This is a genomic window from Streptomyces sediminimaris, assembly GCF_047049295.1.
Taxonomy (GTDB): Bacteria; Actinomycetota; Actinomycetes; order Streptomycetales; family Streptomycetaceae; genus Streptomyces; species Streptomyces sediminimaris.
The window spans coordinates 73,835-86,056 of the sequence record NZ_JBJWOT010000004.1; the positions used below are offsets into that span (position 1 = coordinate 73,835).

A 12,222-nucleotide genomic window follows, 5' to 3' on the forward strand; every position below is an offset into this window, starting at 1 on the left:
TTTCTAAGGTAGCGCCATACCTTGAAAGTGGCAAGCCACTTATGGAAAGGTTCTTGGTATGCCCCCTCAGCGACGCGACCGGCACAGAGACCCAGTCCTGAACGTCCGTCCCGACGCCACCCTCAAAGCGCAGGCCACGCAGGCGCTGAGCGCACGGAACCAAGAGATGCAGGGCTTCGTCGTGGCGTGCCTCAACGCACTGGTCGCCGATCCGGACGGCTTCCTGGAACAGCTCAAGGAACACTGGCCTGCCGAAAAGCCCCGCGGCCGGCCGCGAAAGGCCACCTCGCCGCCGGCCGACGGCGACAAGCCGGACAACGCCCCCTCGAACTGACCGGGTTCCTCTGCAGACGACGGCGCGTCCGTGTCAGATCCCTGCGACATGCTGGCCTCGTGACTGAGGCTCAGAACGTTATGGAGGTCCTGTTCGGACCCAGGGAGCCCGGCTATCGCGGCTCGTTGGAACTGGATGTTGACTTCCGGCGGGTGCGGCTCACCACGCCGGTGCTCCCGCCCATCCATCCGCATGTGCCCGACCTCGTGGAGATGGCCCGGGCGGAACTTCGCGCCGGCACCCTGCCCGAGTACCCTCAGGCGCCCTTGCCGGAAGCCAGCCACCTGGCCCAGGACTGTGTCCAGCAGCAGCTGGCCGGCTACGTCGAAGCCGATCGCCCGCGAGCAGCCCGGATCTACGTCCTGGAGTTCCAAGGAGCGCGCCAGTACTGCATGTTCGGACGCACAACCGACTTGATCAACCGTGTGGTGGAGCATTGCAGGGCTGCGGAACCTCACGGCTACGGACTGCTGGCCGGCTGGGCGTCGCCCGGTGTGGACGATGCCCAGCCGCTGGAACACGTCGCGCTGAACATCGGCGGAATGGTCCACCGGAGGCCGCACTATCGAGAGCGCTTCTACGACATGCCCTTCGAGACCGGGCTGAACATCGCCCGGATGGTCTTCGAGCTGAACTCCGACTGGCGAACCCGCACCGGAGTGGCACCGGGACCTGCCGACTCCGTGCCCTCGCCCCGGGTTGAGCCAATCGGGTGACGCCGGATCCGTCGATCGAGTGACGGCACCCAGGGGTGGCACCGCGGCGGGTGCAGGGTGTGCGGGGAACGATCCCGCGGAGAGAGACGGACCCACCCCAGATGACCCTGTTCGGCGTCGAGCACGTCCTCCCCCGCGACCAGGAGACGGACGCCCTGGCCGGGGCGGCAATCCGTGAGCAGACGGCCCAGGCCGTCGACGCGCTGTCCGCGGCCGTCGGCGAGGATCCTCAGACCCTGTACGGGCGGGTCCTCAAGCTGCTGAACTTGCCCCGGCTCGACGACGCCGACGACCACGACCTGCGAGAGGTTCTCCGGGAGCTCCGCATCTGCGAGCAGGAAGGCCGGCGCGTCTACCGCGCTCGCCTGCGGCGGGTCACCCGGGTCGACCGGCCGGGAGGCATCGGCCGGCTGCCCCGGCCCAGGTCGGTGAAGGGAGCGAGCGCGCCGGGCACGTGCGCACTGTGCGGCGACGGCTACAGCGTGGGCGAGTTGATCGGCCGCCCGCCGTTCACGGAGGACCTCCCGTACGTGCCGATCGGATGGCTGTGCTGGCACTGCCTGGTTCAGCGCCGCCAGCAGCCGCGCCGCCGCGACGTCCTGCTGCGCGCCTTCCACGCCCTGCTCGCCGGCGTGGAAGGGCTCGGCCTCAACGGCCACGAGTGCGCCGTCCTGCTGCACTGGCTGACCGAGGAGCCGGCCCTCGCCACCAGCAAGCCGTGGACAGCAGATCCGCTGGAGAACACCCTGGTGCGGCTGCGGACCAGCGCCGCCGACGCCAACCCGGCCACCTGGCTCAGCGCCCAGACCGTACACACCATCGTCGCCGTCCTGAACGAGGCGCCCGACTCCCCCAGCACGACGGCCCAGGACGCCGCGACGCTCGAGGCCCTGGTCCAGCACCTGGCCGAATGGGAGACCAACCCCGCCGGCGTGCGGCAGGCGCAGTACGGGAACGGCTGGCGCTACCGCGAGCGGGTCCTGCAGCTCACCGCTCACCCCACCGCCTTGTCCGAACGCGGCGGCCCCTTCCACCTCTTCCAGTGCCGGGTCAACCCGTCGGGCCAGCTCGTCGAGACCGAATAGACCCGAGCGCGGACGGGCAGCACTGCCCCACACAGAAGAGGAGAGGACCCGTTGCCCAAGTTCTGGATCGGATCCCGGGAGTACCCGTCGAAGAAGGCGGCGCAGGAAGCTGTCCGCGATGTCCTGTACGGCTACAGCGTGGGCAGCATCGTGGACAAGGAGGAGGATCACCTGCTCCTGCTGGACCTCCTCGACCTGCACGAAGAGGCCGACGCGAAGATCGGCGTGGGCGTGGAGGCCTTCGCGATCGCGCCACCGCTCAAGGGCCCCTACCCGGGCTTCGAGGTGATCCGTACCGACGGCACCCGGATCGACTTCTCCTACCTGGCCTGCCTGAAGCCCCCGAGCTACCGCCAGCAGGTCTTGGCCGCGATGCGCGTCGAAGCCGAGGTCAATGCGACCGCCTACCTCACGTCCCGTGCGGAGGCCAACACCCTGGTCTCGGACGAATCAGGGAAAACGCTGGACATCACCGACACCCACGTCAGCTACTACCGGGGCCCGTCATTCGTGGATCTCGCCGAGGCGTTCGCCGCAGACGCCGGCGGATGGGACGCGATCGAACTGACCACGTCGAGCAACCCGGGACGAGGCCAGTTCGCCGACCGCCAACTGGCCGAGCGGTGGCGCGAGTACCACCAGGAGCACGCGGTCCTCGCGCTGCTGTCCTCCCAGGAGAACCTGCGCCGTCCCCGCAGATGACTAGGTTCGCTCCCGCGCGTAGTCGGGACCCAGATTCACCTGCCAGTCCTGCACGTTGGTGATCTGATCAAGAAGAACGTCCAGCGCGGTGTAAGCCTCGCCTGCCCGGCGAGCGAACTCCGGGACGTCGACGTAGAGGGGATCGGGGCGGGCCGGCACCGTCGTCCCGCCCTGTCCTTTGACCATGCTGTATCGCAGTGCCTGCCCGCTCGGATCCAGGGCGTGGACCTCGTCGCACAGCGAGGTGACGTCGCCCTGAAGGCGCATCCGAAACATCGGCACGAGCTGGACGAGATAGTCGGACAAAACGCTGAGCTGATGGGTATGGGCGAGCTTCTTGCCGACCTTCTCCACGACCTCGGGCGGCGCTTCCCCCGGCGCGACTTCGAACATGATGCTGTCGACCAGGGCGCGCAGCACCACCTTGAGCCCCAGTTCGAGGGCGTGGCGGTAGTTGTACAGCACGACCAGAACCAGGGAGTCGTCCTCGCGGTTGTCGTACCAGCGTTCGGCCAGAAGGTCGGCGGCCGTACGGAACGCGAACGCGAGCTCCGCGTCGGTCTCCAGCTCAGGCGCGGCCCCAGTGGAAGAGGTGGGCCGCCCGCCGAGGACCGCGTAGTTGTCGGTCCACGGGCTCGGTTGCGAACGGGAGAACACGCTACGACTCGTCATGAGGAACATCTTGGAGTCCCGGACACCGGTATGGGAGCGATTAATGAGCGCAGGCACTTCTCCGGTCGCGGCCGCCGCATGATCCGCCGCCGGTTACTCCGGTCGCCGGTCCGGGCGCGGCAGCGCCCACCGGAGAATCCGGTGGCGCGCGAGGAGCGGGCCAAGGCGGTCCGTCCACGGACCTGATCCCCACAGCTCGGTGAGGCGTCCGATCCAGTAGGTCTCGACGGTCCTGCGGGCGTGTTCCTGCGCGTCCGTCGCGTCGGGGAGCTGGTTGCCGGGGAGGTGGCGGCCGTAGACCGGCACGCGTACGACGCCGGCCGCTCGCATCGCGCACAGGCGGTGCTGGCCGTTGGTGAGCGAGGTGTCTCCCTCATCCCACCAGATGTGGTCGGCGACCATGGCCTGGGCCCACTCGCGGTCCCGGGGGCTGAGGTGCTCCATCTCGTAGAGCTCGCCGGCCCGTTCGGGTTCTGCATCCTCGTCGACCTCGGTGTAGGCCAGCGTGGCCTCGGCGATGGCCTGCCAGTCGCCCTGGTGGTAGGGGCAGGCGGCGAACTCTTTCTCGGTGAGTTCGGCGAACAGTTCGGCGTGGGCGGTCTGGTTCTCGTGGTGCCCTCCGGGATAGGTACGCGCGATGCGCTTGCCGCGCTGGGCGTACTCGCACTTGAACAGGCCGTGTGGCCAGGGCAGTGCGGCGGCCGGCACCGCGCGCACGGCGGTGACGCCTTCGAGGTGGAGGGTTCGGCTCTCGGGGGTGGAGAAGACGGTGGGATACAGGTCGGCTTCGTCGTCGGGTGCGACAGGCCGGTAGTCGGCGTCCTTGGCGTGCTGGACGTCGGGGTCGGGGTCGACGACGCCGACCAGTTCGAAGTGGGGTCCGCCGTGCCAGATCTCTTCCTTGTCCGAGCCGGCGCGCTCGACGTTGGGCTGGACCAGGACGTGGACATCCTTCTCCGGCAGCACGAGCATGCCGCCCAGCCCATGGACGGTGACCAGGGTGATGGTGCCGTTCGCCCACGCGGGATCGGTGAGGAGGCCGGCGAGCTGCTCGCCGGTGAGATGGCCGATCCACTCGACGCGCTGGTAGCCCTCGTCGATCCCCATGTCGTGTTCCGGGAACCGCACGTGCGTCTGCAGATAGTCCCCGACGCGCAGGGCGCTGGCCGGCTTAGTGAAGAAGGCTGCCCGGCGGGCCGGCGGCACACCGGCCTTCTTGGGAACCGCACCGGCCGGGCCGGCAAGGTCGCCTCGGCCCCAGTGCACTTCCTGCGGCACCCGGCCGCCGACGAACACCGGAGCGTTGGTCGACCAGGTGGGGTGTGCGGCGTCCCAGGCGAGGCGCTCAGGGTCCACCTCGGTGAGCACCCGGTGGTCGCCCGGCCGAAGCAGTACCGGTCCGGGGAGCCCTTGGCAGCACACGGCAACGAGGGTGTCCGCCATCTTGGTGTACAGGTCCGTGGAGTCGGGGTCGAAGAAGGAGGGGGCGTGGATGTGCTCCAGCCACTCGATGCGCGCGTACCCCTCCCCGGGCCGATGGTCCTCGGGCGTCACCCGGTACGTGGCCACCGGAAGGTAGTCGCCCACCTGCAGGGCCTCGTCAAGGCACGGAGCTGTCACTTCCGCGTCCCTCCCTTACTCCCGGCCGCCATCGGCGCGTCTGTGCCGCGGTCCCGCTGATCGCCGACTCGCACGGTGGATCATTCTCGTGCAGCTCAGAAGTACCTTGTCAAAGACCGTGGGCCTACCGTCCCTCCAGATCGGCAGCAGCGCGTTCGGCGGCTTCCGCCAAGGACAGCCTCCGCCTGCGGTGAGGACGAGCCGGGTCCTCTTTCCGCAGTCGCGTAAGGAAGCGGGTCAGCCGACCCCGCCGGACTTCAGATTTCTGCTCATCGCTCACCCGACAAGATCATCACATTGGTTTTCCGGGCTCGAAGCGGCCCCGGAGCCCGTGGCCGGACTGCCACTCGTTCACCGGCCGCGCGGGTCACGAGGTGCTGGTGAGCGGGCTGAAGACGGAGCACGTGCTGGACAGCTGTCGAGCTGCTGGCTGAACTGGCCTATGAGGTCGACGTGTTGCTGCGATGGCTACGGCGGCCGGGGGTGACGCGTCGGGCTACAGGCGTACGGTGCCGGACGCGACGATCGCGGCGGGACCGGTCAGTTCCATGGAACCGTCAGCGAGGGCGTCTACGCGGAGTTGTCCGCCGGGCATGCCGACGGTGTAGATGCCGGCTGGAGCTCCGGTGTGCAGGGTGGCGGCGACTGCGGCGCAGGCACCGGTTCCGCAGGCACGGGTTTCTCCGACGCCGCGTTCGTGGACGCGCAGGGCGAGGTCGTATGGTCCGCGGCGGACGACGAACTCGACCGTGACGCCGTGGGGGTAGGCGTCGGGCGGGGTGACGTTGGGCGGCGAGCTGAGGTCGCCGGGGTGGCGGAGGTCGTCGACGAAGGCGACGGCGTGGGGGTTGCCCATGTCGACGTGGAGTGCCGGCCAAGAGTGCGCGCCGGCGGAGACGGTGATGCCTGGCGGGCCGGGCAGGCGGGGCCGTCCCATGTCGACGGTGACCGGTCCGTCGTAGTCCGCGGTGCGGTGCGCGACGTGCACGGTGCGCAGGCCGGAGCGGGTGGCGAGGGTGAGGGTGCCGGGCTGGATGTGTCCGGCGTCGACGAGGTAGCGGGCCAGGACGCGGATGCCGTTGCCGCACATCTGCCCGGGGGTGCCGTCGGCGTTGCGGTAGTCCATGAACCATTCGGTGTCCGAGGCCATGGCGGCGGCTTCGGGGTCGGCTGCGGAGCGTACGGCGCGCAGGACGCCGTCGGCGCCGATGCCGGTGCGGCGGTCGCACAGGCTCACCACGTCGGCGGCGGACAGGGTGAGGCGGCCGTCGGGGTCGGGCAGGACGATGAAGTCGTTGCCGGCTCCGTGTCCTTTGGCGAAGGGCTGCTGGGCGGGACGCGCGACGCGGGCGGACATCAGCGGAAGGTTTCTCCTTCGTCGAGGCGCAGCCAGGCGATCTGGCCGGTATCGGTGTCGCTGAGCCCGAAGGTGGTGCCCAGGTCGAGGACGGCAAGCAGCTGCTCCCAGTGGAGCTGCGCGGTCTCGGTGACGTCGGTTTCGATGCGGATGGCCCCGGGCTCGTGGATGACGCGGGGCTCGGTGCCGGTGAGGGCGGCGAACTGCGCGGTGATGGTGTCGATCGCGGCCTTCGGGCGGTCGTGGTCCACGTCGGCTCGCATTCGATCAACAGAAATCACAGAAAGCACTTCTAGTTAACTAGCTTTCAGCTGGTGGACTAGGTTGTCAATGCGTACTGGTGATCAACGCGCCCGAGGGGAGCGATGGCTGACTCCAGCTCAGCAGGCGCGCCGTATCTGCAGGTTGCGGCCGCCATGCGGGACCGCATTGCCGACGGCACGTGGAGCCCGGGCGACCGACTGCCCTCCCGTGGCGAGCTCGGCGCCGAGCTCGGCGGCGTCGGCGAGAACGTCGTACGCCGTGCTCAGGAACTGCTGATCTCCGAAGGCCTCCTGGAGGGCCGGGCCGGCTCGGGCACCTACGTCCGCACCCCCGCCGTACGCCGCACCCTCCACCGCACCGCACCCCCAGGTGAGGGGCGGGCCGGGATCGCTCCGGCCGGGTTCACCGGCACCTGGGAAGCGGACTCCACCGCCAAGGTCCCTGCACCCCCGGCCGTCGCCGACCGACTCGGCATCCCGGCGGGCGACCTGTGCGTGCGCACCGTCTACGAGTTCCTCACCGACCGGCATCCGGTGATGTTGGCGACCAGCTGGGAGCCGATGGCGATCACCGGCGGCACCGTGGTCGTCCTGCCGGAGGGCGGCCCCCTCGCCGGGGCGGGCGTCGTCGCGCGCATGGCGCACCTGGGGATCACCGTTGCCCGGGTCGTCGAGCGGCCGCGCCCGGTTCAGGCCGACCGCGAGCAGGCCCACCTGCTGGGCATCGCGACCGGGGCGCAGGCCACGCTCATCGAGCGCACCTACTACGACACCACCGGACGTGCGGTGGAGACCGCCGACATCCTTGTCCCGGCCGGGAGTTGGGACATCGAGTACGACTTCGCCCTGGCCGTGCCGGGCACCTGACAGCGCCCGGCCGCATGGGCTGGCCGGGCAGGACACACGGTGCGGCCCCGCGGCCGCCGAAAGGGGGAGGACCTTCATGCCGGACCAGCGGCGCGACCCGCTGACGAGGATCACCAATGCGCTCGGCTCACCCGTGCTCGGCGCCGTGATCGGCATCGCCGGACTGGTCACACCGGTGATCGGCTGGGCCGTCGACCGCGTCAACCTCAAGGTCCTGCTCGTCGTCCAGGGCGTGCTCATCCTGGTGCTGGCCGCCGGTCATTTGTGGACGCGCCGGGCCTACATCCACCTGCGCCGGGCCAATAATCTCAAGGCCATGGACGACGCCCAGTACTACGACCTGGTCCGTGCCCACCTCGAGCGCGAGCTCATATCCGACTACGGGGAGATCGCCGACGGACACCTGCGCGTCTACGCCAGCGAGGTCCCCCGCCTGTCCGCGCTGCTGGTCACCACCCTGACCGACGCGCACTCCGAGCCGCAGCGGATCCTCGCCGCCGACCTGACCACCAACCCCCAGCTGCTGAATCTGCGCCGCGAGTACTTCGCTGCCAACCGCCGCTTCACCGAGGCTGGCGGCACCATCAACCGCCTCTTCATCGCCTACCGCGACGATCTGCTCAAGCAGGACTTCGCGTCGGCCCTCCTGGAGCTCATCGGCCGGCACCGCGACATCGGCGTCACCTGCGGTCTCGCCGTACGCGACCGTCTGCGCGCGGATGAGGCTGTCGACTACGTCGTCTTCGCCGGCGCCGCCGTCCTGGTCGAGGAAGAGCAGGGCGACGCCGACTACACCAAGGGCCGCTCCTCGGTGTACTTCAAGGGCATCGACCGCTGGCGCACTCGCTTCGAAGGCGTCTGGGGTACCGGCGCCGACTCTGCACCCCGCGTCCTGCAGGCGTACGAGGGCACCGCCCGGCCCATGCTGGACGCCGGCTCCTGGGACGAGGCGCGCGCCACGCGCGCCGTCGACGCCCTCTAACCCAACCGAACACCGATCACCGCACGGCCTCCGCCCCGCCCGGGGTGGAGGCCGTTTCGCTGTGGGGCACCTCTCCAAAGCTAGTTCACTAGATGTACCGTGCGTGACGATCGGCGGGGATCTGCCCGCCCCATGTCCGCACGGGGAACGTCATGCTGCTCGCCTTAGCTGTGGTCACCGCCGGCGTCGTACTCCGCCAGGCCGACCGAGTGCACTTCGCCCGCGACCGGCCCCAAGCCGCCGACGTCGCCGAGCTGATAGCCCTCCAGCGCACCCGCGCCAGCAACCTCACGCCGCTCCTGCTGCTGACGGGACAGTGGGTGCAGGTCATCGGCTGGTGGATGCTCGCCGCCCACGGGCCGCTCCTGACCGCGGCCGCGGCGGCCGGCATCGCCGTGCAGTTCCGCCACCTGCAGGAGATCAGCCACTTCGCCGTCCACGGCGTCCTCGCCCGGACCGGCCGCGCCAACCGGCTCCTCGCAGAAGCCTTCGTCCACCACCCCCTCGCGCTCGGGCCCGTCGCCGTGCGCCGCCGCCGTCACGTCCGCGACCACCACCCCAACGCCACCCTGGACAGCGATCCCAACCTCGCCGAACTCCGCCGAGCCGGCCTGCGCCCCGGCACCACCGGCCCCCAGTTCGCGGCCGCGCTGATCCACCCGCTCACGCCGCGCGGCATCTACTCCACCGTCGCCGGGATCGCGGCGGGCCTGCGCGGCCCGGGCGCCTGGCACCGCGCCGCCGTCCCGGCCGCTCTCGCCGCGGCCGCGTACCTGGCCGGGGGCTGGCCCGCCCTGCTGTTCGGACTCCTCGTTCCGCGGCTGCTTCTCTACCCGCAACTCGCCTGGCTGAGCTTGCTGGTGGAGCACACCTGGTTCGATCCTGACCACCGCACTGGCAGCCCCGCCGAAGTCGAGGCCGGTCGCTGCCTGCGCCTGTATCCGCGTAACCGCGCACTGGCCGCCATCGCCGCCTCCACCTGGCTCCCGTACGGCGACCTGTACCACTACGCGCACTCCGCCCACCCCGCCGTCCGTTGGAACTACCTGCCCGCGCTCGACCTCCGCCTTGCCGCACCGCACTTCACCCCGGGGGCGCTGCTGGTGGGCGCCGACTCGGTCGCCCGCCGACACCGTGCAGCCCTCGCCGACGGCACAGCCGTCACTCCCCTGTCGGCGGCAGGGCCGACCCGGACCCCAACTGCGTAGAGCGGGCGTACGAGTGGCTCCGAACCCGTACCACGCGGTTCGGAGCCACTCGTATGTCTGCAGCGACTGGCCTGCACCTCCGTCGAGGCCTGCGGCATCGTGCTGGCCGGGCCCAAGTCGACGAGCAGATCCGGCTGGTGGGGGGAAGATCGAGGAGAGAGCACCACAAGGTGAGCTGCTGGTGGGGAGATTGGCGTGGCGAAGAAGAAGCGTGGGGTGCGCATTCCGTGGGTCAAGGACGCCCGGGGTGACGACTACGAGCCGTCTGAGATCGACCGCCAGCCGCATCCGCGCTACGTGATCCCCCTCAAGTGCGGGGGCTGCGGAACGCGAGTGGGCGCCCGGCATGGCAACGCCGACGACCCGGATGGTCGCACCTCCCACTTTTTCAAGATCGAACCGCACACGCCGGACTGCAAGTACGACCTCGACCAGCGGGGCAAGAATCTCGTCGACAACTCGGCCGGCACTGTGGTGCGGCGTGCCGGCCAGTGGCGGCTGCTCTGCCCGCCGCTCGACCACCTTGGAACGAGCGGGAAGGGCAAGGGCCAGCCGGGCGGGCCCGCCCGCCCCGGCCGTACGGGCGGATCGGGGCCGCGGGCGACGAGCAAGCAGGCCGGGAAGGCAATCGCCTCAGCCCGCCGCATCGTGCAGATCCTGCAGGACTTCGACCAGGCCCCCGAGGTGGCCGCGGAGTTCGCCGCCGTCGCCCCGAACGGCACGCGCAACATCGAATGGAACGACTTCTGCCGCGGCCGGGCCGACGCCGACCAGCTCGCCCAGGCGCTCCTCGACGGCACCGCCGAAACGATCCCCCGCGCGGTATGGGGACCCGTCAGCACAGCGGATGCGGTCGGCGAGAGCCACGACTCGTACGTGGTCATGTACGTGGCGCGCAACCCCGTCCGCATCGACGGCAAACCGGTAAAGCTGAAGGTCGCCGTGCGCTCCCACCGGCCCGACTGGATCGGCGCCACCACCAGGTCGGGACAGGTCCTCGGATACGGCTACTGGAAGCTCTTCCCCGACGACCCGGCACGGGCACTGAGGAAGGGCTGGATCGAGTTGCAGCTGTGGGTGAACGAGCCCTGGCAAGCGGCCCGTTGGGACACCGACGGCACCACAGTGGATCTCCCCAAACCCATCCCCCGCCCCCACCGACCGAAGCCGGAACCCGGCCGTAGCGCCAACCGCGCCGCCCCGGCCGCGCCGCCGCCCCGCACTGAACATCCAGACCTGGCCGAGATCATTCTTGGCGGATATGCCGCCGGCCCGGCCCAACAACCAACCCGCGCCGTACCTCCCAAGCCGGAGCCGGAGCCTGAACCTCCCGCGCCGCCGTCTCCACCCGCACCGTCTCCGGAGCCGGAGCATCAGGAGGCGTCACAGCGCGGTCCGAAGGATCCCGTCGAGCCCGCAGCAGAGCCCGGCCCGCTGCCACCGCGTCCCGCACAGCCCCCGCTTCCTCCACTTCCGCCCTTCCCTCCCCCGGCGCTTGGGGAGGATGGCCGTGACTCGGCTCTGGGGCGGTGGCTGCGGAAGGTGCGCCGCTCCCGGCGGCCCAGCTGACAAACGCTGGAGGCGGACGCCTCCCTTACGGAGGGACTCCGTCTCAGGCTCCTGGGGCGTCGGGCTTGCCGGGCATGGGGCCCACGCGCTGGTCGTCCATCCTCAGAGGGTTGTCAGGGTAGGGGTAGAGCGGCCGCCGGGACGCGTACTGCGGATCCTGGTCGTGCGGCGTGACCAGGATCGGCGTACGAAGACCCCCAGCGAAGTCCCGCACCCAGCGGGAAGCCTGCCACCGGTACCGCTCACGACGGAGCACCACCGCTGTCTCGTCGTCGTACGGTTCGCCCTTCGGCCAGAACACGACATACCAGCAGCCCCGGCCACGCAGCGACTCCCATGCACGCCACGCCTTGCCGGACCAGCCGATGCGCTCCTTGTCCGCGGTCACGTTCGTCCCCTCCGCCGATGACACACCCACCAGCTCCCCAGCCGCATTCCATCTCAACCGGCCGCTACGGAGTGGACGTGCCAGGATCAGGCCGGAGCGTCGGGGTCGATGCCCTGAGCTCGGGCCAGAGCGAACAACACGCGCTGCATGCCACCCAGCTGCTCCTCGATGCCATCGAGCCTCTGAGCGATCGTGCGGTCCCCGGGAGCTCCGATGGCGTTGGCGAGCGAGTCGATGTTCCCGAACGCGGTGGTCTGCTGCTCGCGGATCTCTCCGAGCTGCTCCCCATGCTCGGCCAGGGTTCGCCCCGTACGGAACGCCGATGCCTCCAGATCCCGGAGGCGTTCGTCGTGCGTCTTCGTATCTCCCGCCATGCCCTCCATCCTGGCAGATGCCGACCAGCACTGATGACGACAATCAGACAGCCCGCCAGTGGGCACCATCACACCAGGTCAGGAC

General features: G+C 70.0%; 14 protein-coding genes. 8 read left to right on the plus strand and 6 right to left on the minus strand.

Features of this window, described 5'->3' with window-relative positions:
* Nucleotides 1–166: 166 nt before the first annotated feature.
* The 4 genes from ACJ9NR_RS40920 to ACJ9NR_RS40935 all read left to right on the plus strand — a co-directional run bounded on the left by ACJ9NR_RS40920 (nt 167) and on the right by ACJ9NR_RS40935 (nt 2,837).
* Nucleotides 167–334, plus strand: a complete 168-nt coding sequence (locus tag ACJ9NR_RS40920) for a hypothetical protein (RefSeq protein ID WP_412512873.1) — start codon at nt 167–169, stop codon at nt 332–334.
* 59 nt (nt 335–393) lie between these two features.
* Nucleotides 394–1,050 (plus strand): hypothetical protein, encoded by a 657-nt coding sequence (locus ACJ9NR_RS40925; RefSeq protein WP_412512874.1) that lies wholly within the window; start codon nt 394–396, stop codon nt 1,048–1,050.
* Nucleotides 1,051–1,151: 101 nt separating this feature from the next.
* Nucleotides 1,152–2,135: a hypothetical protein gene (locus ACJ9NR_RS40930; protein ID WP_412512875.1), complete on the plus strand. Its 984-nt coding sequence runs from the start codon at nt 1,152–1,154 to the stop codon at nt 2,133–2,135.
* A gap of 51 nt (nt 2,136–2,186) precedes the next feature.
* Nucleotides 2,187–2,837, plus strand: a complete 651-nt coding sequence (locus ACJ9NR_RS40935) for a DUF3223 domain-containing protein (RefSeq protein WP_412512876.1) — start codon at nt 2,187–2,189, stop codon at nt 2,835–2,837.
* Here the strand turns inward: ACJ9NR_RS40935 and ACJ9NR_RS40940 are convergent, their stop codons facing one another.
* The 4 genes from ACJ9NR_RS40940 to ACJ9NR_RS40955 form a co-directional block, all read right to left on the minus strand.
* Entirely contained in the window at nt 2,838–3,509 is a 672-nt protein-coding gene (locus ACJ9NR_RS40940; protein WP_412512877.1) for a hypothetical protein, read from the minus strand. It abuts the gene before it with no gap.
* Nucleotides 3,510–3,602: 93 nt separating this feature from the next.
* Nucleotides 3,603–5,129: a hypothetical protein gene (locus tag ACJ9NR_RS40945; RefSeq protein ID WP_412512878.1), complete on the minus strand. Its 1,527-nt coding sequence runs from the start codon at nt 5,127–5,129 to the stop codon at nt 3,603–3,605.
* Nucleotides 5,130–5,625: 496 nt separating this feature from the next.
* Entirely contained in the window at nt 5,626–6,486 is an 861-nt protein-coding gene (gene dapF / locus ACJ9NR_RS40950) for a diaminopimelate epimerase (RefSeq protein ID WP_412512879.1), read from the minus strand.
* Nucleotides 6,486–6,749 (minus strand): hypothetical protein, encoded by a 264-nt coding sequence (locus ACJ9NR_RS40955; protein WP_412512880.1) that lies wholly within the window; start codon nt 6,747–6,749, stop codon nt 6,486–6,488. Before ACJ9NR_RS40955 ends, dapF begins: the two co-directional genes overlap by 1 nt.
* A gap of 102 nt (nt 6,750–6,851) precedes the next feature.
* Here ACJ9NR_RS40955 and ACJ9NR_RS40960 point away from each other — a divergent pair, with 102 nt between their 5' ends.
* The 4 genes from ACJ9NR_RS40960 to ACJ9NR_RS40975 all read left to right on the plus strand — a co-directional run bounded on the left by ACJ9NR_RS40960 (nt 6,852) and on the right by ACJ9NR_RS40975 (nt 11,375).
* Nucleotides 6,852–7,616, plus strand: coding sequence for a GntR family transcriptional regulator (locus ACJ9NR_RS40960; protein WP_412512881.1), 765 nt, complete (start codon nt 6,852–6,854; stop codon nt 7,614–7,616).
* Between the two features lie 76 nt (nt 7,617–7,692).
* Nucleotides 7,693–8,598, plus strand: a complete 906-nt coding sequence (locus tag ACJ9NR_RS40965; RefSeq protein ID WP_412512882.1) for a hypothetical protein — start codon at nt 7,693–7,695, stop codon at nt 8,596–8,598.
* 152 nt (nt 8,599–8,750) lie between these two features.
* A complete protein-coding gene (locus ACJ9NR_RS40970) occupies nt 8,751–9,806 on the plus strand; it encodes a fatty acid desaturase (RefSeq protein WP_412512883.1) in 1,056 nt (351 codons plus the stop codon).
* Between the two features lie 195 nt (nt 9,807–10,001).
* Nucleotides 10,002–11,375 carry a hypothetical protein gene (locus ACJ9NR_RS40975; protein ID WP_412512884.1) on the plus strand — a complete coding sequence of 458 codons (1,374 nt, stop codon included), beginning with the start codon at nt 10,002–10,004 and terminating at the stop codon, nt 11,373–11,375.
* 43 nt (nt 11,376–11,418) lie between these two features.
* Here the strand turns inward: ACJ9NR_RS40975 and ACJ9NR_RS40980 are convergent, their stop codons facing one another.
* Nucleotides 11,419–11,763 (minus strand): hypothetical protein, encoded by a 345-nt coding sequence (locus ACJ9NR_RS40980; RefSeq protein ID WP_412512885.1) that lies wholly within the window; start codon nt 11,761–11,763, stop codon nt 11,419–11,421.
* A gap of 86 nt (nt 11,764–11,849) precedes the next feature.
* On the minus strand, nt 11,850–12,137 hold the full coding sequence (locus ACJ9NR_RS40985; protein WP_412512886.1) for a hypothetical protein: 288 nt from the start codon (nt 12,135–12,137) through the stop codon (nt 11,850–11,852).
* Between the last annotated feature and the right edge of the window lie 85 nt (nt 12,138–12,222).

Bases quoted from the DNA above. Each gene is read 5' to 3' on its own strand.
- ACJ9NR_RS40920 (WP_412512873.1), top strand. From the start codon at position 167: ATGCAGGGCTTCGTCGTGGCGTGCCTCAACGCACTGGTCGCCGATCCG.
- ACJ9NR_RS40930 (WP_412512875.1), top strand. From the start codon at position 1,152: ATGACCCTGTTCGGCGTCGAGCACGTCCTCCCCCGCGACCAGGAGACG.
- ACJ9NR_RS40940 (WP_412512877.1), bottom strand. From the start codon at position 3,509: ATGACGAGTCGTAGCGTGTTCTCCCGTTCGCAACCGAGCCCGTGGACC.
- dapF (WP_412512879.1), bottom strand. From the start codon at position 6,486: ATGTCCGCCCGCGTCGCGCGTCCCGCCCAGCAGCCCTTCGCCAAAGGA.
- ACJ9NR_RS40955 (WP_412512880.1), bottom strand. From the start codon at position 6,749: ATGCGAGCCGACGTGGACCACGACCGCCCGAAGGCCGCGATCGACACC.
- ACJ9NR_RS40960 (WP_412512881.1), top strand. From the start codon at position 6,852: ATGGCTGACTCCAGCTCAGCAGGCGCGCCGTATCTGCAGGTTGCGGCC.
- ACJ9NR_RS40965 (WP_412512882.1), top strand. From the start codon at position 7,693: ATGCCGGACCAGCGGCGCGACCCGCTGACGAGGATCACCAATGCGCTC.
- ACJ9NR_RS40970 (WP_412512883.1), top strand. From the start codon at position 8,751: ATGCTGCTCGCCTTAGCTGTGGTCACCGCCGGCGTCGTACTCCGCCAG.
- ACJ9NR_RS40985 (WP_412512886.1), bottom strand. From the start codon at position 12,137: ATGGCGGGAGATACGAAGACGCACGACGAACGCCTCCGGGATCTGGAG.